Annotated in this window: 19 protein-coding genes and 1 pseudogene; 9 read left to right on the forward strand and 11 right to left on the reverse strand. The window is 51.7% G+C overall.

The genetic code is table 11. The annotated features are described in order from the left end of the window. Window position 1 precedes the first annotated feature (1 nt). Complete coding sequence (locus VB741_RS17215) at window positions 2-1,318, reverse strand: LCP family protein (RefSeq protein WP_323366421.1); 1,317 nt, start codon at window positions 1,316-1,318, stop codon at window positions 2-4. A 400-nt stretch (window positions 1,319-1,718) separates the two neighbouring features. On the opposite strand from VB741_RS17215, the gene VB741_RS17220 reads away from it, so the two are divergent. Next, window positions 1,719-2,798: a mannose-1-phosphate guanylyltransferase gene (locus VB741_RS17220; RefSeq protein ID WP_323366422.1), complete on the forward strand. Its 1,080-nt coding sequence runs from the start codon at window positions 1,719-1,721 to the stop codon at window positions 2,796-2,798. A gap of 196 nt (window positions 2,799-2,994) precedes the next feature. Next, window positions 2,995-3,648, forward strand: a complete 654-nt coding sequence (locus VB741_RS17225) for a hypothetical protein (RefSeq protein WP_323366423.1) — start codon at window positions 2,995-2,997, stop codon at window positions 3,646-3,648. Between the two features lie 63 nt (window positions 3,649-3,711). Here VB741_RS17225 and VB741_RS17230 read toward each other — a convergent pair whose 3' ends face one another. Together VB741_RS17230 and VB741_RS17235 are read right to left on the reverse strand one after the other, a co-directional pair. Beyond that, a complete protein-coding gene (locus VB741_RS17230; protein WP_323366424.1) occupies window positions 3,712-5,244 on the reverse strand; it encodes an anthranilate synthase component I family protein in 1,533 nt (510 codons plus the stop codon). 399 nt (window positions 5,245-5,643) lie between these two features. Further along, window positions 5,644-6,072 (reverse strand): photosystem I reaction center subunit II PsaD, encoded by a 429-nt coding sequence (locus VB741_RS17235; protein ID WP_323366425.1) that lies wholly within the window; start codon window positions 6,070-6,072, stop codon window positions 5,644-5,646. Window positions 6,073-6,325: 253 nt separating this feature from the next. Here VB741_RS17235 and VB741_RS17240 point away from each other — a divergent pair, with 253 nt between their 5' ends. Then, entirely contained in the window at window positions 6,326-7,090 is a 765-nt protein-coding gene (locus VB741_RS17240) for an ABC transporter permease (protein ID WP_442786383.1), read from the forward strand. Between the two features lie 29 nt (window positions 7,091-7,119). On the opposite strand, the gene VB741_RS17245 is transcribed toward VB741_RS17240, so the two are convergent. From VB741_RS17245 to ychF, 5 genes are all read right to left on the reverse strand, one after another. Next, complete coding sequence (locus tag VB741_RS17245) at window positions 7,120-8,490, reverse strand: hypothetical protein (protein ID WP_323366427.1); 1,371 nt, start codon at window positions 8,488-8,490, stop codon at window positions 7,120-7,122. Between the two features lie 433 nt (window positions 8,491-8,923). Further along, on the reverse strand, window positions 8,924-10,168 hold the full coding sequence (locus tag VB741_RS17250) for a 4-hydroxy-3-methylbut-2-enyl diphosphate reductase (RefSeq protein WP_323366428.1): 1,245 nt from the start codon (window positions 10,166-10,168) through the stop codon (window positions 8,924-8,926). A gap of 69 nt (window positions 10,169-10,237) precedes the next feature. After that, a complete protein-coding gene (locus VB741_RS17255) occupies window positions 10,238-11,035 on the reverse strand; it encodes a GDSL-type esterase/lipase family protein (protein ID WP_323366429.1) in 798 nt (265 codons plus the stop codon). A 172-nt stretch (window positions 11,036-11,207) separates the two neighbouring features. Continuing rightward, complete coding sequence (locus tag VB741_RS17260) at window positions 11,208-11,690, reverse strand: VOC family protein (RefSeq protein WP_323366430.1); 483 nt, start codon at window positions 11,688-11,690, stop codon at window positions 11,208-11,210. Continuing rightward, the gene (ychF, locus tag VB741_RS17265; RefSeq protein ID WP_323366431.1) at window positions 11,683-12,774 is read right to left on the reverse strand and encodes a redox-regulated ATPase YchF; all 1,092 of its coding nucleotides are present in this window, start codon (window positions 12,772-12,774) and stop codon (window positions 11,683-11,685) included. The genes VB741_RS17260 and ychF overlap by 8 nt, the downstream gene beginning before the upstream one ends. Before the next feature lie 300 nt (window positions 12,775-13,074). On the opposite strand from ychF, the gene VB741_RS17270 reads away from it, so the two are divergent. From VB741_RS17270 to VB741_RS17280, 3 genes are all read left to right on the forward strand, one after another. Beyond that, the gene (locus VB741_RS17270) at window positions 13,075-13,677 is read left to right on the forward strand and encodes a hypothetical protein (RefSeq protein ID WP_323366432.1); all 603 of its coding nucleotides are present in this window, start codon (window positions 13,075-13,077) and stop codon (window positions 13,675-13,677) included. Between the two features lie 142 nt (window positions 13,678-13,819). Further along, window positions 13,820-14,368, forward strand: coding sequence for a thylakoid membrane photosystem I accumulation factor (locus tag VB741_RS17275; RefSeq protein WP_323366433.1), 549 nt, complete (start codon window positions 13,820-13,822; stop codon window positions 14,366-14,368). 100 nt (window positions 14,369-14,468) lie between these two features. Then, the gene (locus tag VB741_RS17280) at window positions 14,469-14,948 is read left to right on the forward strand and encodes a TrmH family RNA methyltransferase (protein WP_323366434.1); all 480 of its coding nucleotides are present in this window, start codon (window positions 14,469-14,471) and stop codon (window positions 14,946-14,948) included. Window positions 14,949-15,092: 144 nt separating this feature from the next. Here VB741_RS17280 and minE read toward each other — a convergent pair. The 3 genes and pseudogenes from minE to minC all read right to left on the reverse strand — a co-directional run. Next, window positions 15,093-15,350, reverse strand: a pseudogene (gene minE / locus VB741_RS17285) (cell division topological specificity factor MinE); the annotation flags it as partial. Window positions 15,351-15,455: 105 nt separating this feature from the next. Further along, on the reverse strand, window positions 15,456-16,250 hold the full coding sequence (gene minD / locus VB741_RS17290) for a septum site-determining protein MinD (RefSeq protein WP_323366436.1): 795 nt from the start codon (window positions 16,248-16,250) through the stop codon (window positions 15,456-15,458). Window positions 16,251-16,408: 158 nt separating this feature from the next. Beyond that, window positions 16,409-17,452 carry a septum site-determining protein MinC gene (gene minC / locus VB741_RS17295; protein WP_323366437.1) on the reverse strand — a complete coding sequence of 348 codons (1,044 nt, stop codon included), beginning with the start codon at window positions 17,450-17,452 and terminating at the stop codon, window positions 16,409-16,411. 563 nt (window positions 17,453-18,015) lie between these two features. On the opposite strand from minC, the gene VB741_RS17300 reads away from it, so the two are divergent. From VB741_RS17300 to VB741_RS17310, 3 genes are all read left to right on the forward strand, one after another. Further along, window positions 18,016-20,205: a substrate-binding domain-containing protein gene (locus VB741_RS17300; protein WP_323366438.1), complete on the forward strand. Its 2,190-nt coding sequence runs from the start codon at window positions 18,016-18,018 to the stop codon at window positions 20,203-20,205. A 53-nt stretch (window positions 20,206-20,258) separates the two neighbouring features. Beyond that, the gene (gene tilS, locus VB741_RS17305) at window positions 20,259-21,248 is read left to right on the forward strand and encodes a tRNA lysidine(34) synthetase TilS (protein WP_323366439.1); all 990 of its coding nucleotides are present in this window, start codon (window positions 20,259-20,261) and stop codon (window positions 21,246-21,248) included. Between the two features lie 97 nt (window positions 21,249-21,345). Beyond that, window positions 21,346-22,125 carry a tetratricopeptide repeat protein gene (locus VB741_RS17310; RefSeq protein ID WP_323366440.1) on the forward strand — a complete coding sequence of 260 codons (780 nt, stop codon included), beginning with the start codon at window positions 21,346-21,348 and terminating at the stop codon, window positions 22,123-22,125. The last annotated feature ends 559 nt before the right edge of the window (window positions 22,126-22,684 follow it).

A 22,684-nucleotide genomic window follows, 5' to 3' on the forward strand; every position in this document is an offset into this window, starting at 1 on the left:
CTCAATCGATTGAAGATTCATACTGAACCATTTGTTCACTCCAGTCATCACCTACACGGATGGTGAGGTCTGACTCTAGGTCACCGGTGGAGTCAGCTACGACTTTACCGGCACCCAAGACGGATTCAACAAAATCAGCCCCATTGATGTTTCCCCGCTGGGCGATGATCGATGTCTGATGATTAAATCCGGGCCAGTCATTTACCAGATAAACATTGCGAAAGCCTTCCTTTTGCAAATGTTGGACCACTGCTTCGCCCATGTAGGGATCCCGAGATGCGTTTTGCACCGCTATGCGCAGACGGCTGATGGAGGGTTGGGGAGTATCGTTAGCTAACACGGCCGTTGGCTCGATATCAAAGAACTGCTCCATGACCTCGTTAGTGCCATTGGGATCAGCAACCCAGTAACTGGCTTGATATTCCGCAGGGTCACTAAACCGCCCTGGCAGCATCACCATGCTCAGGGCTTCTCGATCGAGTTGCAAACCAAAGCCTGCGAGGGCCAATATCTCTTCGGTGGAAAGATTGGTATCGATGTGATTTTGCAAAATGCGGACAATCTGGGGCAGCTGGGTGATCACTGTTGGATTTAGCATGCGATCGCGCAGAGCTTTCAGTAACACTTGCTGCCGCTGCACTCGGCCAATATCCCCGAGATTATCCTGACGAAAACGGGCAAATTGCTCCGCTTCGTTCCCATTGAGGGTTTGCCAACCGGGCTCTAAATCAATCACTAAGCCCTGGGTTTTATCCTCGTATTGCATGGCCTTGGGTACAAAGACCTCCACACCACCAATCAAATCCACAATTTCGCGGAAAGCCGCCGTGCTGACCCGCACATAGCGGTCGATTTCAACCTCGTTAAAGTTATAACTGACGGTTTGGGCAGCGAGTTCTGCCCCTCCCTCTACATTGGCCTGGTTAATTTTATCGATGCCATAGCCTGGAATTTCCACGCGGGTATCCCGTGGAATCGACATCACGTTGATCGCTTCATCCTCAGGGTCAATCCTGGCCAGCAACATGGTGTCAGTGCGACCGACTAAATCCGTTGCAGCTGCGCCATCAATATCCCTTGCTTCGTCTAGCCCCATGACTAAGATGGTGACTGGGCGAGAGACCTGATAGCGAAAACCAGATTGCCACAAATCGCTCAGGGGTGGGGTGGCCGTTGCTTCCCCTAAAATCTTAGGTAATGGCACCGTCAATATAAAGGCTGCTCCCGCCGCTGCAGAAACCAGGGCAGTGGTGCCAAAAATGCCAGTCCAGGCAAACACTCGAACGACGTTGCTAAAGAATGCACGACGCTTAGGCATGGCTGCTGCAGGAGTGGAGTCTGACTCGGGTGACGGCGAAGGAAGCATAGGAGAATTTATTAAAAATTGCTCAGCCCAAGAGCAGATGGTTAAACAAAGAGCTGATGGCAGGCCTCATAGTCAATTTACGCTCTCCCACATCGGAGTTCAGCATGGGATTTGACATTTTGAGGGATTACTAAGCAATGGAGTCCTATGGAGATGCCTTTTTTATGCTTGCCCCTATGGTTGCTTTCGACAAGCACCTTTTGAGGTATTTGATGCGTTCTACACATAGGTAATAAGTTAACTAATATTAAGCTGATTCTGCACTGTATGTTTTACTGAATCGCTAATATTATTCAGAAATCTATAAGGTTAAAACATTTTAACTCTGTAATCTAACTTTATTAAGTAAGCAATGACACAACCTATCAATCAAACTCCTAAATTAGTGCCAATTATTTTGGCGGGTGGCAAAGGGGAGCGTTTTTGGCCGGTCAGTCGCCTGAATCATCCCAAGCAATTTCTCTGTTTAGATGGCAGTGGTCGCAGTTTGATGCAGTCTACAGCCGATCGCCTGTTGCCCTTGTCCGGTGGCTGGGAGGCGATTTGGGTGATTACGGCGGCCCATTTGGCCGAAGGTGTCAAACAGCAGTTGCCAGAGCTGCCAGTGGAAAATATTTTGGTGGAGCCCCAGGGGCGGGATACGGCACCAGCTGTGGCTTGGGCGACGTTGGAAGTGGCTAAGCGCCATGGGGATGATGCGATCGCATGTTTCTTCCCCGCCGATCACTACATCACCGATGAACCCAAGTTTTGCGCCACTATCCGCGCAGCGGCTGACTTGGCCCAGAGCCAAGGGGCCATTGCCACCCTGGGTATTCAACCCACCTTCCCCTCCACGGGCTACGGCTATATTGAGCAGGGGGACGATGCGGGACAATATGGCGATCTGGCGGCCTATCGGGTGAGCCGCTTCACGGAGAAGCCAGAGCACAGCGTTGCTGAAGAATTCCTGGCCAGCGGTCGCTATAGCTGGAACAGCGGTATGTTCATTTTCCCCGCTGGGGTGATGATCGACGAACTCAAGACCTATGCGCCAGAATTGATGGGGCCCCTGCTGAGCAAAGGTGTTGATGCCTATGCCGAGCTAGAAAAGCTCAGCATTGACTACGCAGTGATGGAAAAAACCCAAAAAGCCTATGTGATGCCCGCCAACTTTGGCTGGGATGACTTGGGGGACTGGAATGCCATCGAGCGTCTGATGAAGGGAGATGCAGCTAATGTGGACATGTGTGAACATCAGGCCCACGATACCAATGGCTGCATTGTGTACTCCTCTAATGACGAGGAGGTGGTGGTCACTATTGGCCTAGAGGATGTGGTGGTGGTGCGGGATGGCAACGCTACGCTGATTGTGAAAAAGGACCGTACTCAGGAAATTAAGGATGCGGTTAAAGCCCTGGGTAAAGAGGATAAGTTCCTGCATCTGCTGTAACTAACCTGATGTTGGCAGAACTGTTTCCCCCTAGTCTTTACCCCTAAGTTCATCAGAATGAGACAACAACATAGTCCAGATGATTCCCTGCACGAGTCATCTGGACTATGTTGCGTTTTTAAACGTTGTGCCTAGGGCTTTCTAGCCTAAACGTTAACCTTGGAGGTGTTATCAGTCCATATTGTTGAGACACACCATGACACAGACGTCTTTAAGCCCAGGAGGCATTATCGGTAGTGCTTTGAGCCGAGTGGGGCCGGTATTTGTGCCGGTTGCATTGTTGGCCTTACCTATCAATATCCTGCCACTGCTGATTCCCACATTGACTTTGAAGGCTATTGTCAATGTTTTAGTGGCGATCGTGGTGGCACCCATTTTAGGTGGGGCCAGTATCGTATTGGTCAATCGAGCCTTGGCGAACGAAAAGGTGGATCTGGGGACTGCCTTGAGCATGGCCTGGCAGCGAGCGGCCCACCTGATTCTGCTGACACTGCTGTTACTGGTTATTTTAATTCCGAGTTTTATGCTGCTAGTGGTGCCCGGTATTTATTTATCAGTCAGACTCTTTGCCTCACAGTACGAGGTGATGTTGGAGCGTCAAGCTCCCATGGATGCACTGAAGACTAGCTGGGCTATGACTGAGGGACGCTGGTGGGAAATTTTTCGGCCCCTGTTTGCGATCGGCCTAGTGGTGTTCATACCCTTCATGATCCTGAGTGTTATCTTTATGGATACAGTTTTTGGTTCCTGGGTTAACGGACTGTTGGGGGTAGCAGTGACTCCTGTGCTGGTGATGTCGGCTTTGATGGTTTATAAGATTGTCAAGGGACAGGCAATGGCTAGGGCTTAAAGTACCGACTCTGTCGGGCTTGATCGGCGATTAAGAGGTTGGATTGAGGCCTAAGACTGGGACTTATGCCTGTAAGCACCGCACTGCTTCGAGCATGGCTCGGGCCTTATTTAGGGTTTCCTGGTACTCGTTTTCAGGGACGGAATCAGCGACGAGACCTGCACCAGCCTGGACACTGATGCGATGACTGCCATCGTCTTTACTCTCTACCACCATGGTGCGGATGGTAATGGCGCTGTTGAGTTGTCCTTCAAAGTCGTAGTAGCCATAAACACCCGAATAGGGACCCCGGCGGCAGGGCTCCAGATCGTTAATGATCTGCATGGCGCGAATTTTAGGGGCACCGCTGACTGTGCCTGCCGGAAAGGAAGCCTTCAGTAAGTCCCAAGCTGTTTTGTCCGCTGCTAGTTCACCGACGACATTACTCACAATGTGCATCACGTGGGAATAGCGTTCGATGATCATTAACTGATCAACGGTGACGGTCCCACTGGTACACACACGACCCAAATCATTGCGGCCCAAATCCACCAGCATGACATGCTCGGCAATTTCCTTGGGGTCGGCCATGAGGTCCGCAGCATAGGCATCATCTTCAGCCGCTGTTTTGCCACGGGGACGGGTCCCCGCGATGGGGCGTAGTACAGCGGTCAGGGTCTTGTCCTCCCCTTCGCGGGTGGCTTTGACCATCACTTCAGGACTGGAGCCAATGATCTGCCAGTCTTGGAAGTTGAAGTAGGCCATGTAGGGGGACGGGTTGACCAGCCGTAAGGACCGATAGAGGTCAAATGGGTTGCCACTGTAGTTGGTGGTCAGTCGTTGGGAGATCACTACCTGGAAAATATCGCCCGCCTTAATGTGGGCCTTGGCCGTTTCTACACTCTGGCAAAATTCGTCTTTGCTGCGGTTGCTGGTGTAGCTGAGTTCGGCCGCTTGGTTGCGGCCGGGAGGGGTCCAGGCGAGGCGGCTGTCTTGACTGGCTAGGGGCAGGTTCAGTTTGTGGACTAGGTTGGTGATGCGATCGCAACTTAACCCATAGGCTTGCTCCAGATCCACATCCGGATCGCGCAGGTCGGCATAGCTGACCGCCCAGATCTTCCGTTTAACCTGGTCAAAAATCAGTAAGCTATCCACCTGCATCCACAGACCGTCCGGTAAATCATCAGCTTGAGACGGGTGGGTGGTTACGGTGGGCTCAATCCAAGTGATCAGCTCATAGCCCCAAAAGCCAAACAGTCCCCCAATGCCCGGTGGTAGTTCTGGCAGTTTGACCGGTCGATAGGGAGAGAGGCAGTTCGCCAGGATGTCAAACGGATTACCCGTAAACGTTTGTTCAGTACCATCCCGAAACCGTTGGGTGGTGGTTTGACCCCGTGACTCTAAAACCCACAGTGGATCACAACCCAGCAGACTGTAACGGCCAATATTTTCGCCCCCTTCAACGGATTCTAGTAAAAAGCTATAGGGCTGCCCCGCACACACCTTGCACCAAGCCGATACAGGAGTATCCAAATCGGCAACCCACTCTTGGTATACCGGCACAAAGTTACCCTGCTGCGCGAGTTTAGCGAACGTGGACAGATCTGGAAAAATCATGGAGGGTTTGGGCTATGGGCATAAACCCCATCCGGGGGGCACCCTGGAGTTCCCCGTTGGAGGAAGCAGGGTTTTGGATAGGGGCGATGTTCATTCAGCCTGCCTTATGGTTTAAGACCTTGGCAAGCAATTGGGAAAACAGTCAAGCCGCAAAAAGCGCTGCAATGAACTTATTGCGTTGGTCCCATTGGTAGGATAATTCATCGCCCTTAAAAGCATTGAGCTAAAACGCCCATGGGACTCACAAAGGTTTTAATGCATTACAGGGCCTTGGCTACACCATTAATTGCCATTAAAAAGAGGCAGCCTGTGGACTGCCTCTTCAAAACCATCGTGGTTAACTTTAAGTCAACTGCTAAAAAAGGAAGCAGCTGGTAAGCAGCGATGACTGGATGTCATCTAGACATCGTAAGGCTGATTTCCACTGAACTTAATAGTTGCAGGATCAGGGTTTGCACCGATATTGCGATCCTTCTTGCCGTTGTAATCACGACCTTCGTTCACCTTCTCAGGCACGACACCATCCGCAGGGTGCAAGTAGGTGGTTTCGCCAGTGGGTAGGACGCGGTAAATCTTATAGTCAGTAATTCTGGGCTTAAACTTAGTCTTAAGTTGACGGCTGAGAGCTAAGCACTGCTCTTTGCGAGCAAGGTAAAGCATATTCTCGCCTGCATTCATGATAGCGGCACCACCAGTGGGCATTTCAAAGGCTTGCTCCTTTGCGCTGCTCCAAGTGATGACATACTTTTCTTCCCGTTCAGCAGCAGAGAGGAGACCACCTGTACTGCCACCAAAGATCGGAGTTTTGCCAGTAATTTCTTCAGACATGGAAATATTATCTCTCAACCTTGTCGCTCATAAATTTATCACTGCGTATGCCGTTGTTTACATTGTTTGTGAGGAAGCGTAATAGTTCTTCAGAGTTTCTGAGCTTCCCCATCACCGTCTGTTGTGGTTCCAAATCAGGGTTCCAAATCAGACGGTGCAAACCGGTCCATTGCCGTCGATAATAAAGATATACTTAAAAGTTTCTTCAAATCCTGCTGTGCAACTCTTAAAAAACCAGTCGCTACGTACCCTAATGGCTGATAGTTTGACCATCTTTTGGGGCGACTGGTTAGATTTGCGGGTACGCATACCCCAGGTGGCGGCATCCGGGCTAGTGTCCCCGTTGATTTACATTTTGGCTTTTGGCTTAGGTTTGGGCAGTTCCCTAGATCAGGTCGCCCCCCCACCCGTGGGGGACAGCTATTTGGAGTTTATTTTGCCGGGGATGGTGGCCCTATCGTCCATGGTGATTAGCTTTGGCGGGACTACGTTCTCCATCTGTGGGGAGCGGCTATTTACCAAGAATTTTGAGGAAATCCTGTTATTTCCGGTTCACCCCCTGGCAATCTATCTGGGAAAAATGCTGGCGGGAATTATCCGGGGGGTGTTAACGGCTGGCTCCGTGATTTTGGTGGCGGTGCTGTGTACCCGCGATGTGTGGAGCTTTACTAATCCCCTATTTTTGCTGTTGCTGGTCCTAAACTGCGCTGTCTTTGCTGGTTTGGGTGTGATTGTAGGCCTAAACGTTAAGTCCCTGGAGAGTGTGGGGTTATTTAATAACTTTTTGATTGTGCCCATGTCGTTTTTAGGGGCGACATTTTTTGATCCGTCCACGCTGCCGACGGTGCTCAAGGGCATTGTGTACCTGTTTCCCCTCACCTATGCAACGGTTGGGTTGCGGGCGGCAGCCTATCAGCCTCTAGTTCAGTTTCCTTGGTACTCGATTCCGGTGCTGGTGGTGGTTGCGATCGCACTTTCCGCCATCGGAGCCTATCAATTTTCTCGCCAGCAAGACTAGGCAAGCAGCCAGAAACCCTTCAATAGAACTTAGCTGGCGATCGCTCTGACCATAGGATTGACCGCAAGGTTGGGAATTTCGAGCGGCAGCTGCAATGGATGGGGGAATTTTTCGGTCAGCTGGCTGTGTTTAATGTTTGCAGTCATGGGGCCCAATTCAATTGGCTGGTCCCGCAGCTGGGAGAAAACCCGATAGGTGCTGAGGGGTGAATCTGTTGGATCGCTGTTAGCAACTCGCACTAGGTTGTACATAGTGCCGCTGGCATACACCGTAAACGTGATCCGAAACACCTCAAAAAAGTTAATCACCCAGCGGCAGTCTTCCTCTGAGTAGGCCTCGTAGTAGCGAATGAGGCTCGCAATGCGGAGTTCAAGATGGGACTGGACGTGGGGGCAAAATAAAGCAACTTTGAGCAATATAATCACCAGCACGAGGGGATTACCCTGGGCAAGAAACATGCTGAAAAAAGTAGCAGGGTTCTCGCCATCCTCAGTGGTGAAACTATCCACCACACGTTTACAGGTGCGCAAAATCAAGGCATCGGTCAGGGCATCTTCATTATGACGACCATAAAACATCAATGCGACATCAGGCAGTTGTGCCTTGAGGGTTTGGGTGAGGGGTCCCCTTGGCAGGGCATAGACCAAATAGTGCAAGAGGGCGCGCTTAAAGTCCCAATAGTTCAGTTGATCGCACTGCCTATGTAATAAATTAGCCAGGTTCTCATAGCCAAATTGCCCTGGCTGCATCAACAGCATTTTGATCAAATTGATCGCCGCTTCCCCTAGAACCGTCGGGTTATCTACCGTGGTACTGGGGGATTCCATCTGGGTTTTTGCCGTATACATGGCCAAGTCAAAGCGAAACTTAGACTTGAGTTGAAAGGAGAGGTTACGAGCCGCTTCCCGCTGCTCCAGGGGATTATTTAGGTTGAGGTACTGGGGGGCTAATAGGTAGGAGGTGTATCGTCCACTCCAATGTTCGTTTTGGTTGTAGCGGGAGGCAAATAGCTTCAGGTCTTGGAAGTCCTGACTCAGGACAAAGTCCTGCATCCAACTGCGTAGCCGCTTAAGAATCAGGGAAAATCCCGCCCGCATCAGGACTCGATCGTCAAACATTTTGATCAGGTTTTGGATCGCGTCTGGCTGTCGTTGAATTCCCCAGTTATTGATCAAAATGTAGCAAACACGTTTGAGGGTGAAGAGAAACTGCTGTTCACTATTGGCGATGACGATGGAATATAGGGCAACGGGTAGATCGGACTCGGTGGAAGACTCGACATAATCTATAAATAAACGGCGAAAGGTAGCCAACACAGTATCTGCTGGCTCTGTTTGAACACTGAAGAGAAAGAAGTCGTATAGAATGCGCTGGGCGTTTTGGATATCTGTACGCGCCATAGTCACCGGGAATCTGAATCAGGAACTTACATGCTGTCAGCTAAGTCTACCCAAATGAATCGATAATTTTCGGATGGAATAGCAACATCCGTGGCCCTACTGAAGCAGTGCCTAACCCATCCAAATGGTCGACTAGCTTTAATGTCGAAGAACTAAAAAATCTGGATATTATCGCTTTTTGTGCAGAGATCACAAGATAAATGCTCTCTACAAGCTAACTATAACAACAGCTTATGGGTGGCCCAATCGGCTAAAAGTCTGGGAAAAATTGCCATTAAAAACTAAATATCTGCCTATTTCCTGAAGACCTAGACAGATGCCAACTATATTTTATTTATTCTACCTATTTTAGGTAAAAACCTTATCTGCCGCCACTTAGGACGCCTCGCTCTGGTTTTATTGGGCCTTGTCCTCGGCGTTCCTGAGGCTCAGTTTAAACTGCTGCAGGAGAGTGGAGTTCAACCTTGAGCTGAAAGATGCGCTGAATGACTTCGGCCACGGATCGATCAGGGGTGGAGGCACCGGCAGTAATACCAATGACAATTTTGCCCTTGGGTAGCCAATTCTCTGAGGTGGTTATGGTTTGGTGCAGCGGTTGGTGCTCAATCCGGTTGCCGGGACCCAGACGGTTGGGACCGTCAATGTGATACGACGGAATGCCCCGCTCAATGGCGATTTCTTGCAGGTGAGTGGTGTTAGAGGAGTTAAAGCCGCCGATAACCACCATCAGATCCATGGTCATGTCGACTAGCTCAAACATGGCATCTTGCCGTTCCTGGGTGGCATCGCAGATGGTGTTAAAGCTGGAAAAATGATCGTTGACAGCTTGGGGGCCATACTTTTTCAGCATGGTGCGCTCTAGCAGTTTGCCGATTTTCTCGGTTTCCCCTTTAAGCATGGTGGTCTGATTGGCAATGCCCACAGCGTTGAGGTCTTGATTGGGATCAAACCCGGTGGAATAGGCATTGGCGAATTTTGCTAAAAACTCGCTGCGTTGGCGCAGCCTCTCCTCTGGAGAATTGCCACCGTTGAGTATGTAATTGGCGACATATTGGGCTTCGTCCAGGTTGAGTACGACCAGATACTTATCCGCAAAGGACTTGGTGGCCACGGTCTCTTCGTGCTTGTACTTACCGTGGATGATGGAGGTAAAGTCCTTTTTCTTGTGTTTTTCGACGGTGGTCCATACCTTGGAGACCCAGGGACAGGTGGTGTCGACGATGGTGCAGCCCTGATCACTCAGCAGCTTCATTTCATCGACGCTGGCTCCAAATGCGGGCAAAATTACCACATCTCCTGTTTCGACTACAGAAAAGTCTTTGTGGCCATCGATCAGCTGAATGAACTGCACGTTCATTTCCTGGAGCCGTTCGTTGACCCTGGGGTTGTGGATGATTTCGTTGGTAATCCAAATCCGTTGGTGGGGGAAATGCTGTCGGGCCTCATAGGCCATGGCGATGGCCCGCTCCACTCCCCAGCAAAAGCCGAAGTCCTGGGCCAGCTTAATGGTGACATCGCCCTGGGTATAGGAATATCCCTGGTTGCGGATGGTTTGAATCAGAGTGCTTTGGTACTCGTCATCCATTTGAGCTGCGATTTGTTCTTTTTCGCCAAAGCCTTGATTGCGGTAGTAGTGATCCGATTGGTTGAGGCTACGGCGAAATGCTCGGGTGTCCATGGGGTTTATGAAGATGCGGCAGGAAGATATACCTAGATATATCTAGTGTATCGAAGATGGAGCGGGTTCCTATGGCAACTCTAGCTGACTGTAGAGTGCGATCGCAGCCCGCCATACCAAATACCCCTGACGATTGAGATGGAGGCCATCGGTGGTCAAATCCGAGCGTAGAGTTCCGTCCCCGGTGGAGAAAATGGGATACAGCTCTAGGTAGTGGGCGTCGTAATCCTGGGCAATTTCTTCCAAGGATTGATTCATTTTGCGAATTCGCTCATTCGGCAGCTCTAGCAGCAGCTCACGGCTTTCCCAGGTGGAGGTTTCCGCCCCATGGGGCAAGATAGATTGGACCACAATTTGAGTTGTGGGATGGTGGGTGGACAGGTAGTCCATAATATCGCGGTAATTCGCAATCACCTGCTCATCACTTTGCCCCCAGATCAAATCGTTGATGCCGATCATTAAGAAGATCGTATCCACATCGGCCACATTTAATGAATCCAGCCGGGTCAGTAGGGTATGAGTTTTCTCCCCTGAAATACCCTGATTCATCCAAACCCGTCGGCCAGGCAGCAGTTCTGTGGGAAACCATAAACTGAGGGAATCCCCCAGCAAAATGGTCAGATGGTCTGGGTTTTTGGCGGCCATGATCGACATTTCTTGCCCCAACAGCGTGACCCATTGGTCATAGCTGAGGCGCTGCTTATTGTTCAGCGTGGAGAGGGGGGCATTGGCCGCCAGGTCCAGATCTTTCACGACGGTCGGATTAGTGCTATTGGCCGCATTGGCCTGGGGCAGCACCGTGGGGTCACCCCCGCCAGATTTTTCCTGCCACACCACCAAGAGCGCAGCAAACAGTACCCCATTCATGATCAGTGAAAGGGTTGCCCAGGAGGGGATTGCAAGGGTGGATTTCAGAAACCTAGGTATCAAAGTATCTGAGCCGATAGGTAAGGCGTTGGACAGATTCTAATCGGATCTGTCTTGGATGGATAGTCTTTAACTGTAGATCTTTCCAGATGGATGTTGGTTGAAGTCGATTTTAGGCAAACTGAGGAACGGCGTTTTCTGTTTCCTGTTGCACCTCATACAACACAATCAAGTGGTCATCGAAGTCACAGAAGGCTTGTTCCGTAAACCGCAGGTTGGGAGGGGCGCTAAAGGAGCTGGGTTCAATAACTGTGAGGTGTAAAGCCTCGAGCTGAGGCAAAATACTGGCTAAGGCAGGAATTCGGATCACCGTGGCTCCCCGATGTCTTCCTTTCGGTAGGGCAACACCTTTGACCTCGGTGAGGGCCAAGGCCCTGGGCTCCACTTCGGTGCTCAGAGCGGCAAACCGCATCTGGGCCTCGGCAGGCAGCTGAAAAACTTTGTAGAGGTAAGAGTCAGCATTAGCCTTCCCAACATAGTCTAGGCGAAACCCAAGGCAGTCGCGATACAGGGTTAAGGACCGATCTAGATCAGCCACCAGTAGACAAGGCCGCTTGAGATGTAGGCTGGAGGGCGCAGGATTTTCCTTAGACATTGAACCTAAACAGCATGACATCACCTTCTTGAACGGTGTATTCCTTGCCCTCACTGCGTAGCAGGCCCTTTTCCTTGGCTGCATTCATGGAACCATACTCCACCAGGTCCTGGTAGGAAATGGTTTCGGCTCGGATAAAGCCCCGTTCGAAGTCGGTGTGAATCACCCCCGCTGCCTGGGGAGCTGACATGCCTGCTGTGATGGTCCAGGCACGGCTTTCCTGGGGGCCAGTGGTGAAATAGGTGCGCAGACCCAGCAGATCGTAAGTGGCTCGAATTAGGGACTTGAGACCGCCTTCGGTGACGCCCAGGTCCTCTAGAAAATCGATGCGTTCTTCCGGGGGCAGTTCGATCAGCTCGGCTTCCACTTGGGCTGAAATGGTGACTACCTGGGCATTTTCTGCGGCGGCCAAAGTCTTCACCTGTTCTACCCAGGCGTTGCCGGTGGCGAGTTCGTCTTCTGCGACGTTGGCGGCGTAGATGATCGGTTTGCGGGTTAAAAAACCGAGGGATTTAATCAGTAGTTCGTCTTCTTCTTCTAGCTTGACGGTGCGGGCGGGGTTGCCATCGGCTAGGACGGGCAGAATTTTTTCTAGCACCGCCAGTTCGGCCTGGGCTTCGGGATCGCGGCGGGCCTGTTTACGCACCCGCTCGAGCCGGCGCTCGATTTGGTCTAGGTCGGCTAAGGCCAGCTCCAGATTAATGATTTCTGCGTCCCGCAAGGGGTCAATGGAGCCATCCACGTGGATGATGTCGTCATTTTCAAAGCAGCGCACCACATGGACAATGGCATCTACTTCCCGAATATTGGCCAAAAACTGATTGCCCAGACCCTCGCCTTTGCTGGCCCCTTTGACCAGACCGGCGATGTCAACAAATTCGATGCGGGCAGGTACCGTATTCTTGGATTGGGAAATTTCAGCCAGGACGCCGAGGCGCTCATCGGGGACGGCGACGATGCCGACGTTGGGTTCAATGGTGCAAAAAGGAAAGTTAGCGGCTTGGGCCTTGGCATTTTCGACCAGCGCATTGAATAGTGTGGATTTGCCTACGTTGGGAAGTCCAACGATTCCAGCTCTGAGCATGGCCTCTAATGTTCCTCTAAAATATTTATAAAGAAATTTCCATAGTCCAGCATAGGTCAAAGCGATAACCTTGCGGTCTGGCCCAACCAGAATTGCACCCTGTTTATGGTCTGGTGAAGGCTGATTGATCGGTCAATAGTTTGGGTTTCTGTTGGCAAAAATCTCAGGTTTTATGGCAATGTGTTCTATGCTTTGGCCCATGGGGTTGGGACCTAGACTCGGGGGCGATGTTCTAAGAATGGGACTAACGCTATAGAATGCCAGCAATTGCTTTGAATTCGGTATAGATCAATGGGTTGTATGTTTGAGCGTCAGGCAAGACTAAATTTTCTGAGAACACCTTCGCTGCTAGTGTTATCAGCGGTTTTACTGCTGGGGGCGACGGGTTGCGATCGCGTTGGTGAGCGTACTAAGGACGTGATCAACTCCATCTCGATGCAAAACTTGTCCAATGGTCAAAAACGTCTGGCCAATCAGGAGAGCGACGTGGAGCTGACCCTACCGCAGGGATGGGTCGATGTGCAAAACTTGCGGTCCGATGCTGACCTGTACGCCGCCCGGGAAGATAGAACCATGTATGTGATGGTTTTAGCTGATCCGAGGGGTTCAGAGGTGGGTAGCTTCGTATTGGCGGACAATGCGGACCAATATCTCAGCTTTTTAGATCGGGGAATGACCCAGGAGCAGGCTAAGGTGCCTACGTCCATGACCTCATTAAATGGCATGAAGGCCTTACAGTATGAGGTCAAAGGACGGGTAGACAATGTGCCCGTGGTGTATTTACACACCACAGTTGAGGGTTCGACCAATTACTACCAGGTGGTGGCTTGGACAACGGCGGAAAACTATAGTGCAGCCAAGGGGGAGCTGCAGACTGTAATCCAGAGTTTTCGGGGCACCTAGGGAGGATTTTCTCAGGCCGCTGTGGGGCAGAATGCCCTTTGTGTGGCGTAATGGTAGTGATGTGATGTGGTGGGTCAGGAGTTGGATGGGTAGTTTTGGATTTGGACATTGGCCATGGCGTCGCATGTTAGGCAGATGGCTAATGGTGGTTGTGGCGCTCGCCGCCTGCCTACTGCCTGCCCTATGTTTTCCTGACACTGCCCTAGCTGGCCTCAAGGACGACCGATATGACGGCAACATCTTTGCCCTCTACGCCGGTAACGGAGCCATTGTGCCGCCCCATACCACTTTGGCCCAGTCCCTAAAGCAAGAAAAACCGACCCTGCTCTTTTTCTATGTGGATGACAGCAGCGACTGCAAGGAATATTCCTTCGTCATCTCCCAGTTGCAGGCCCCCTATGGCCGGGTGGTAAATTTTGTGCCCATTGCCGCCGACGCTATTGCCCTTAAAGCGCAGGCGAACTTTCGCCCCGATGAGCCGGGTTACTACTTCAATAAAGTCTCAGTCCCCCAAACTCTGGTGCTCGATGGCATGGGCAAGGTGCTGTTTGATCGCATTGGGGCCGTGAGCTATGAAGACCTGGATGATGTTTTTCGAGAAGTGTTTGAACTGCTTCCCCGTGAAGAATCTGATACCTTACGCCGCCGCGTGGTGAATGAGCTGAATGTGGAACTGGTGCCGCAAGATTAGGGTCTATTTGGGGCCTATTGGGGTCTAATCATTAGGGCCAAAATATGAGGGCCAAAATATGGGTTAGGGAGCGATTAGGAGGCAATCATTGACCCACTCCATGCTCGATTCCCCTCCTGGTGATCTTCCTTGCCTCACGGTGTGTGCGACTTTACTCGAAAAAGCCGCTAACCAGGCGTCCCTCTGCCGCAGTTGTGAGGTCTTGGGGGTAGATCGGTTGGTGTTGCCTAGGGTCGATGAGTCTTGGGAGTTTCGTAAAATCGCTGCTTCGGCCCAGCAGTGGCAGCGGGTGGAATATTGCCCCCCGGACCAATTGCTCCAGTGGTTGGTCCAGCAGACGGGCTATCGGATTGTGGCCCTGACGGTTCAGGCAACCGCGCAGCCGCTGACGGACTATGCCTTTGCGGCTAAGACATTATTGCTTTTGGGGCGGGAACTGACTGGAATTCCGGCTAATATCTTGGCCCTGTGTGATGGGGCCCTGACGATTCCCCAATATGGCCGGGTGGAGTCGCTGAATGTGCAGACGGCGGGTGCGATCGCAATTTATGAATACAACCGGCAATGGCGATCACCTTGATGTCTACACACTGAGTTAACTCAAAGATTAATCCAACGGAATATCTGCTGTTTCCGACACTTCCTCTATCTCAGAGCCATCTTCCAAGTCCAGCTCGGGTTCCTTAACGGTCTCCACCGGACTATCCGGCTTTAAGGGGTTGGTCCGCACACGTCGAATGGGTAAATTGGCCATGAGCGCGGTCATGCGATTGTCCGATTCGAGGGAAAATTCCAGACTGTCGAAGTCGAGTTCGACATATCGGGACACCACCTCCAAAATTTCTTGACGCAGCTTTTCTAGGTTTTGGGGCGAAATGTCGGACCGGTCGTGGGCTAAGACTAATTGCAAGCGCTGCCTGGCGGTGTCACGACTTAACGGTTCACGCGGGCCAAAGAGTCTTTCAAAGAATTCACTAATCATGATCGTTTCCGATAAGGCGAGGGGCATTAAAACGGATGACGTTGCTGATTCCCTTATGAATCAGCAACAATAACGGTCGTTCGCCCATCGACCGCCTGGGCAAAACTAGTTAAATAACTGACGTAGTTTGGTGAAAAAACTATCTTTTTGCACACTCAGGTCCATCAGCGGTACCTTCTCCCCTTGCAAGCGCCGGGCGATATTAGAAACGGCGATACCCGCTTGGGAAAGTTCCTTATTCAGGATTAGGGGTTCCCCATTGTTGGTAGAAACTACCACCTGCTCATCGTCGGGAATCACCCCCAGCAACGGCACCGCTAAAATATCCTGCACGTCTTTGACGGACATCATTTGCTGAGCTTCCACCATGGCCGGTTTCAGACGGTTAATGATCAGCCGCATGGCCTTGATATCATTGGCTTCCAGGAGACCAATCACGCGGTCAGCGTCGCGGACGGCGGAAATTTCTGGGGTGGTGACAATAATCGCTTCACGGGCCGCCACAATGGCGTTGCGAAAGCCCATTTCAATCCCCGCCGGGCTATCGATCAGGACAAAGTTATAGGCTTTGGTCAGGGCTCTGACCAGCTTTTTCATTTGATCTGGGGTAATGGATTCCTTCGACCGGTTTTGGGCGGCGGGTAATAGGGCTAAGTTGGGCTGGCGTTTATCTTTGACCAACGCCTGATCCAGGCGACAGTCCCCCGCTAAAACATCTAACGCGGTATAGACAATGCGGTTTTCTAGACCCAGGAGCAGGTCTAAATTGCGTAACCCAAAGTCAGCATCAATTACTACGACGCGTTTACCTGCCTTGGCTAGGGCCATCCCTAGGTTGGCGGTGCAGGTGGTTTTGCCAACGCCTCCCTTACCGGAGGTAACGACGATAATACGGTTCATAGCTATGGATAAACGGGCGATTGCGGATGGTGTTCGTAGGGCACAGGGCTCAAGTAGGGCAATAGTCTCACGTTATGGCAAATTTTTTTGGATTTCCCTAAGGATTTTCTAGAGACAGGGCGCTTAACGGGGAAACTTTGCTGTCAGGTCAAGGAAGATCATGGGGCGTTCAGGTGAATTTGGGCGAATTCAGATGCGATCGCAATCCGAATCCCCCCTTGAATTCCACTACTCGGATCTTCATGACTGACATAGGCCACTTCCGGTTGATATTGGGACGGTGGTTTTTCCGGTGCCCGAGCCACAGAGTCAGCTATCCGCAGCTGGGTTGGTTGCATATGCAACGCCATAATGCGACAGGCGGCATTGCCGTCGGAGCCCGCGTGGGCCACCCCCCGCAGACGCCCCCAAACAAAAATATCCCCCGCCGCGATCAGCGATCCGCCCGGATTCACATCGCCGATCACCACAATTGAGCCAGGATGGCGAATTTCCGTCCCAGAGCGGACGGTGGTTTGCACGTAGAGGGGCGTTTCGAGGGCCTTTCCCCGGCTCGATGAATCGTTCAGGTGTTCTAATTTAGTTTGCTGCTCCACCGAATACCCGGCCGTTGCCGCCGCCACAGCAGTCTGTCTACGCTGGGTATAAATGCGCTTGAGTTGTAGTTGGGCCGTTTGCAGTAACCGATCAATTTCTTGAAGCTGACGATTATCCAGCAGCCGGTCTCGGGCAATTAAGTGCACCGTCGTATTGGGCTCTAAAAACCGATTTTCAGAACTGAGGCGTAACGTGAGCTGCTGACATAGCTCTTCCCACTCAGCTGGGGTAAAACTTTTTTCCGGAGCTGAGGGTAGCAACAGCAACAGTCGTCCCTGTTCACTCTTAAACGTTATCTGCTGTTTAGATCCACTCTGTTGCTCCACATCTACATCTAGAGAGGCTACATCAGCGAGGGGCGGAGCTGCCTGACTACTACTGTCATCCGCTTCTTCAAATACAAAAAGTTCGACCGTGTTTGAAGCCTTTAATCGGGCCGCTAGAGCAGCACGGGACTCTACGGCAGCATTCTCATCTGACGATGGATGGCCCGATGTCGCTTCTGGTGGTTGTTGAGGGGGCTCAGCACTGCCATCATTGGCGTTGATGGCACTGGTGGGGACCCTGGGATCATTTGTCTGATTGCTGACTATGCCTTTATCCATTATTTGACCGTGCTAGGAGTGCTTCTGGATTGCCCTCAACTGCAGACAAAAACATTGACCTATGTGTCACCGAAGAGCATAAACCACTATAGGACTGGTCATACGTTGTAAGCAGTGTAGGTTGGGACTTATTTTGAAGTTTTTTGATACGAATGTTTGGCTAGCATACTTAAATCGCTGCACAGCATCCCTGCCAGTATCAGCCCATGATCTCATTTCCCAATGGCTACACAAATTTTTAAATTTCTAAAAAAACTGCAATTTACGCCATCGCCATCGCCATTGCCTGGGGAATAGTTGTCGACGACAGACCCGATTCAACAGTGTCTTGGCTTGTAGTTTTATTGAGTTTTTCGTAACTCAAAAGTGATCCAAAAATAAGCATTCTGGCTCAAAAATTCCCTATATTCCGACTTTTGTAGGTTTGTGCGGACATGTCACATTGATTTATTTTGCTCCAGCGATAAGATTGTGATTGAATTCGGTTCGACGATTACGTAACTTTCGTTACATTTCCTCATTGGTGTCGGTTGACAAAACTTTTTTGATACGAGGTTTTAGATATGCTTAGGCTCCGCTCTACCTTTCCGTTGGCTGCTACGGTTGCGTTGTTCACAATTGTTGCCCCTCCCCAGTCTTTTTCTGGTTTTCAGGCCGTGGCAGCAGGAGCTGCCTTTGAGGTGCCTGTTGCCGTATCCGGTGATACGAGCCTTAAAGTGAGCAGTGGTTCTGATGCCATGGCTGTCATCAGTGAGGCTCTCAAAACAAGTTTTGAGGGTAAGTTCAACGGCGCTGAGGTGAATATTGATGCGGTGGGTGCCGAGCAGGCTATTCAGGCCTTGTTGAATGGTGACGCGGATCTAGCGGCCATTAGTCGTCCCCTCAGCGCGGCTGAAACTGCTCAGGGGCTTTCTGCGGTTGATGTGAAGCGGGTTAAGATTGCCATCATTGTGGGTGCTGAAAATCCATTTAATGGCAGCTTGACCGGTGAGCAGTTTGCCAAAATTTTTCGGGGCGAAATTAAGAATTGGTCTGAAGTCGGTGGGCCGAGTGCGCCTATTCGCCTAGTGGATCGACCTGAGACGAGTGATACTCGCCTGGCTTTGGCTCCTTATCCTGTGTTTCAGTCGGCTAAGTTTGCTACTGGTAAGACGGCAACCCAGTTAGTTAGCGATAGTCCCGCTGATGTGGCAAAGGCTCTGGGGAATGATGGCATTAGTTATGTCCTAGTGGATGAAGTGGGTGCTTTGTCCGGTGTGCGGACGTTGTCGATGCATAAGACATTGCCCACTGATGCTCGTTATCCCTTTTCCCAGCCTTTTTCCTTGGTTTATAGCGGTGAACCTTCCCCGGCTGTTGCTGCCTTTTTAGGTTATGCGGCTGGTGCCCCAGGACAATCTGCCCTCCAATCTGTGAATCCGTTGGCGGGTGTGGTCAGTGCGGCGGGTAACACGGTCAAAGGGGCCGCTGATGCGGCTGGTGATGCGGTTCAAGGTGCGGCTGGTGCCGCTGGTGATGTCGTTGAAGGGGCAGCTGGTGCCGCTGGTGATGCGGTTGAAGGGGCCGCTGATGGGGCTGGTGATGTGGCTAATCAAGTGACGGCGGCAGCAGACCAGGCGGTTAGCGATGTCAATCCTCAGTCGAAATCTCGGGCCAATCTTTGGTGGCTGCTGATTGTGCCAGCTGCTTTCTTGGGCCTATGGGCTTGGGGTGCGCGTCGCCGCAAAGATGAGCGCGTGGTCACCTCTACCAATGAATCTACAACTGAGGGCATTGACCTATCAGGCGTTGGGAAAGCAGGGGCGGGGGTAGCCGCAGGCGCTGCAGCCGTTGGCGGTGCAGCCTGGGCTACGGCAAAACAGGGCGGCAATGTGGCTAAAGATGGCTTGGGCAATGTCGGCAATGTAGCCAAAGACGGCTTAGACAATGTCGGTAATATGGCTAAAGGTGGTCTGGGCAATGTCGGCGATGTGGCCAAAGACGGCTTAGGTGGCATTAAAGGCGGTTTGGATAACGTTGGTGATGTAGCCAAGGGGGGGCTCGGTAACCTGCAAACTGGTCTGGGCAATGTCGGCAATGTGGCCAAAGGCGGCTTGGGCAATGTGGGTGACATGGCTAAGGGTGGCCTGGGCAATGTCGGTGATGCAGCCAAAGGCGGCTTAGGTGGCATTAAAGGCGGTTTGGATAACGTTGGCGATGCAGTCAAGGGCGGCCTCGGTAACCTGCAAACTGGTCTGGATAACTTTGGCGATGCAGCCAAAGGCGGTCTCGATAATCTCAAAGGCACAGCGCAACAAGGTGTTGATGGCGTGGCCGGTGGCCTCGGCAACGTCGGTAACGTCGCTAAGGGTGGTTTGGATAACCTTCAGGGTGGTCTCGGCAATGTTGGCGATGCGGCTAAGGGCGGCATTGATAAGCTTCAAGGTGGCCTTGGTAACGTTGGGGATGCCGCTAAGGGCGGGCTGGGGAATCTGGCCAGCGCAGCTCAGCAGGGTGTGGATGGCGTAGCCGGTGGCCTCGGTAATGCTGGGAATGCTGTTCAGGGTGGTGCTAACACTGTGACTGGTAAGCTGGGCGGTATGGTCGACGACGCTGGCAATGCTATGAAAAAGGTGGCTGATGCAGCCGAGGGTACTCCCCAGTCTCTTTGGCAGCGCGTGCGTGATGGGGCGAACCAAGCGGCCGATCAGGCTGGTAAGCTGAAGGATAAGGCGGCTGATGTTGTTGACGATCTGAAGGATCGGGGCAACTAATCTGGGGGACTAGTCCAGCTAGAGATGTGTGAGGGAGTAGGTAGGGATTCAATATGTCTTGGAGCCCTACCCATGCTCGGATTCATACATTACTGAAATCAAAGGTCCTGCTTCCAAAGGACACGGCTATTTTGATGGCTGTGTCCGGGGGGCAGGATTCTTTATGTATGGCCAAATTACTGCTAGACCTGGGGGAGCGGTGGGGATGGCGGTTAGCCATCGTCCATTGTGACCACGGCTGGCGACCTGATTCTGCTGAGAATGCAGCCCACGTCATGGGTCTGGCGCAACAATGGCAACTGCCCTACTTTGGGGAGACGGCCCAGGCGTTGAGGGCAACCGAGGCGGCGGCTCGGAATTGGCGCTATGGGGTATTTGCGGATGTGGCCCGCCGCCATGGCTATCACCATGTGGTCACGGGCCATACGGCGACCGATCGGGCTGAGACAGTGCTATATAACCTGTTGCGCGGTAGCGGAGCCGATGGCATCCAGGCCTTGAGTTGGCAGCGACCACTGGTGAACGAGCAGGGTAGTGGAGCGATTTGGGTCACCCGCCCGCTATTACAGTTGACCCGACAGGAAACGGGTCTGTTTTGTCACGACTTCGGCCTGTCTGTCTGGCATGACAGCTCGAATGAGGACTTGTACTATCGCCGTAATCGCATTCGTCAGGAGCTAATGCCTTATTTGCGATCGCACTTTAACCCCAACGTCGAAACCACCCTGGCCCAAACTGCCGAAATTTTTACCGCCGAAGTCAGCTACCTAGAAGCTCAGACTGATCAGCTATATGCCGATGTGGTGGCTCCCTTGGAGGACGGGTGGTGTATCCATCGCCCATGGTTTGGGGCGGCTCCCTTAGCGCTCCAACGGCGGGTGGCTCGGCGACTCTTGCAAACGGTACTGCCCCAGCAGCCAAACTTTGAGCATATTGAGAAACTCGTAGCGCTAGGGAATGCCCCCCATCGCAGCCAGACGGATCCCTTTCCGGGGGGGTGGATTGCCAGGGTGGAGCATGACCAAATCCGATTACAGCGGTAGAACGATAGCTGGACAATATAACTCTCAAAGAGGCCCTCTCCCTGGAAGCGAAGATCAATCCGCTTTAAGCTATAGGAGAAAACTTCATTGGTATACTATGCGCTGGTTTTTGGCGGTTGTTCTGGGCCTATGGCTAGGATGCACATCCCTATCATTACCCGCCACAGCCGATAGCCCACCTGACATTGGCAGTCTCCGCAAACAGGCCTTTGAACTCACCAGTAAGGGCAAATTTGATTTGGCTGAAGCTGTGTGGACCCAACTTCTGGAGGCCTTGCCCGAGGAGCCAGCCCTATGGAGTAACCGGGGCAACGTGCGAGTGAGCCAAAACAAAATTGAAGGGGCCATCAGCGACTACGCCCAGGCGATTTCCCTGGACCCACTGCAGCCGAATGCCTATCTCAATCGGGGGGCTGCCTATGAAGCTGCAGGCAATTGGCAAGCGGCCATTGATGACTACAACCGAGTCCTGAAACTATCCCCCAATGATCCAGCGGCCTATAACAATCGGGGTAACGCTAAGGGTGGTCAGGGAGACTGGAACGCTGCCCTGAAGGACTATGAGCAGTCAATTACCATTCAGCCCAGTTTTTCCTTAGGCTATGCCAACTACGGCATAGCCCTGTTTGAGGTGGGCGACCAGGGGCGCTCACTGCAGGTGCTGAAAAGCCTAGCGCGCAAGTATCCCAACTATGCGGATGTGCGGGCTGCCCTGACCGCAGTGCTATGGGAAACGGGCCATCGCGGAGAAGCCGAAAGCCAGTGGGCTGCAGCTCGTGGTCTAGATCGGCGCTATGCCGATCTAGACTGGGTGCAGCATGTACGTCGTTGGCCCCCTTCGTTAGTGACAGGGCTGGAGCACTTTTTGCACCTCTAAAAGCGAGGTACTAGCTACAGCGAGCCTTGATTCCCTCAAGGCTTCAGGAATCACTTAGCTTTCCCGTGAATTTAACCGTACAAACATACAGACGCTAATCGCCAGCTTCAAAAATATTTACAATTCTCAACTTATCTTTATTAAAAGCCCCTTGTTCAGGGTAGGCATTTTGTCTAGGTAATGTCATGCCTGGTAAGGGTTTAGGGCTCTAGCGATGGTGTCAGCTAATGCCATGGCAGAGGATTTCAGTCTTTCTACGATAGGAGTTCATGGAGTTGAGATTAATACTTGTAAGGCCATGATGTTGCTAGGGTGTATCCAATGGGCACCCCTATCGTGTTAATGGGTGTTTACTGAAAATAGGCAAATTTCCCTGTATCTACTCTGTATCTTCTGTATCTACTTTGTATCTTCTGTATTAATAGCTGAGCTTTCAGAGTTGTGTGGTTCCTGGGATCTAATTATGGTTCTCCCTCATTATCAGTTTGAGCGCTTTAAATGCACGATTTAGGCGATGTGTTCCTCTAAATGCTGATATGTCTAACTTGCTCTAGGCTCT

Source organism: Leptothoe sp. PORK10 BA2, from assembly GCF_034932105.1.
Taxonomy (GTDB): domain Bacteria; phylum Cyanobacteriota; class Cyanobacteriia; order Phormidesmidales; family Phormidesmidaceae; genus Leptothoe.

Excerpts from the sequence above, each read along its gene's own strand:
- VB741_RS17250 (WP_323366428.1), bottom strand. The coding sequence starts at position 10,168 with ATGGACACCCGAGCATTTCGCCGTAGCCTCAACCAATCGGATCACTAC.
- VB741_RS17230 (WP_323366424.1), bottom strand. The coding sequence starts at position 5,244 with ATGATTTTTCCAGATCTGTCCACGTTCGCTAAACTCGCGCAGCAGGGT.
- VB741_RS17280 (WP_323366434.1), top strand. The coding sequence starts at position 14,469 with ATGCTCGATTCCCCTCCTGGTGATCTTCCTTGCCTCACGGTGTGTGCG.
- VB741_RS17300 (WP_323366438.1), top strand. The coding sequence starts at position 18,016 with ATGCTTAGGCTCCGCTCTACCTTTCCGTTGGCTGCTACGGTTGCGTTG.
- VB741_RS17275 (WP_323366433.1), top strand. The coding sequence starts at position 13,820 with ATGGTGGTTGTGGCGCTCGCCGCCTGCCTACTGCCTGCCCTATGTTTT.
- VB741_RS17245 (WP_323366427.1), bottom strand. The coding sequence starts at position 8,490 with ATGGCGCGTACAGATATCCAAAACGCCCAGCGCATTCTATACGACTTC.
- minC (WP_323366437.1), bottom strand. The coding sequence starts at position 17,452 with ATGGATAAAGGCATAGTCAGCAATCAGACAAATGATCCCAGGGTCCCC.
- VB741_RS17235 (WP_323366425.1), bottom strand. The coding sequence starts at position 6,072 with ATGTCTGAAGAAATTACTGGCAAAACTCCGATCTTTGGTGGCAGTACA.
- VB741_RS17270 (WP_323366432.1), top strand. The coding sequence starts at position 13,075 with ATGTTTGAGCGTCAGGCAAGACTAAATTTTCTGAGAACACCTTCGCTG.
- VB741_RS17225 (WP_323366423.1), top strand. The coding sequence starts at position 2,995 with ATGACACAGACGTCTTTAAGCCCAGGAGGCATTATCGGTAGTGCTTTG.
- ychF (WP_323366431.1), bottom strand. The coding sequence starts at position 12,774 with ATGCTCAGAGCTGGAATCGTTGGACTTCCCAACGTAGGCAAATCCACA.
- VB741_RS17240 (WP_442786383.1), top strand. The coding sequence starts at position 6,326 with ATGGCTGATAGTTTGACCATCTTTTGGGGCGACTGGTTAGATTTGCGG.
- minD (WP_323366436.1), bottom strand. The coding sequence starts at position 16,250 with ATGAACCGTATTATCGTCGTTACCTCCGGTAAGGGAGGCGTTGGCAAA.
- VB741_RS17255 (WP_323366429.1), bottom strand. The coding sequence starts at position 11,035 with ATGAATGGGGTACTGTTTGCTGCGCTCTTGGTGGTGTGGCAGGAAAAA.
- VB741_RS17260 (WP_323366430.1), bottom strand. The coding sequence starts at position 11,690 with ATGTCTAAGGAAAATCCTGCGCCCTCCAGCCTACATCTCAAGCGGCCT.
- tilS (WP_323366439.1), top strand. The coding sequence starts at position 20,259 with ATGTCTTGGAGCCCTACCCATGCTCGGATTCATACATTACTGAAATCA.
- VB741_RS17310 (WP_323366440.1), top strand. The coding sequence starts at position 21,346 with ATGCGCTGGTTTTTGGCGGTTGTTCTGGGCCTATGGCTAGGATGCACA.
- VB741_RS17215 (WP_323366421.1), bottom strand. The coding sequence starts at position 1,318 with ATGCCTAAGCGTCGTGCATTCTTTAGCAACGTCGTTCGAGTGTTTGCC.
- VB741_RS17220 (WP_323366422.1), top strand. The coding sequence starts at position 1,719 with ATGACACAACCTATCAATCAAACTCCTAAATTAGTGCCAATTATTTTG.